Source organism: Cobetia sp. SIMBA_158 (assembly GCF_046566945.1).
Taxonomy (GTDB): domain Bacteria; phylum Pseudomonadota; class Gammaproteobacteria; order Pseudomonadales; family Halomonadaceae; genus Cobetia; species Cobetia amphilecti.
This window is the reverse complement of sequence record NZ_JAWJYL010000188.1, coordinates 1-309: the sequence shown is the minus strand read 5'-3', so window position 1 is coordinate 309 and position 309 is coordinate 1. Positions and strand designations below refer to the sequence as shown.

Genomic DNA, 309 nt, shown 5'->3' with positions numbered 1-309 from the left:
AGTGCATTAAGTTCAGGATAGCGCTCAGCAACATCTACAATATATTCAAGGGTAGGCAAAATATTAGCTAAATAACCTGTCTTACCGTCACGCAAATACAGGCGACAAAATATACCGGCGGCTTTTAAATGACGCTGTAAACCCGTTAAGTCAAACCAAACCTTAAATTCTTCAAACGAAGTATTAGTGACTAAGCCTTCGCGTTTAAACTCGTTATATCCAAATGCTAATAGCTGAGCGAGTTCATTATTAGGGAGCTTAAAATAGCAATCGCGTAACAACGAAACTAAATCGTAACAAAGTGGGCCG

At 39.2% G+C, this 309-nt stretch carries 1 pseudogene; it reads right to left on the bottom strand.

Features of this window, described 5'->3' with window-relative positions:
- A pseudogene (locus R2R70_RS19570) lies at positions 1–309 on the bottom strand (aminoglycoside phosphotransferase); the annotation flags it as partial.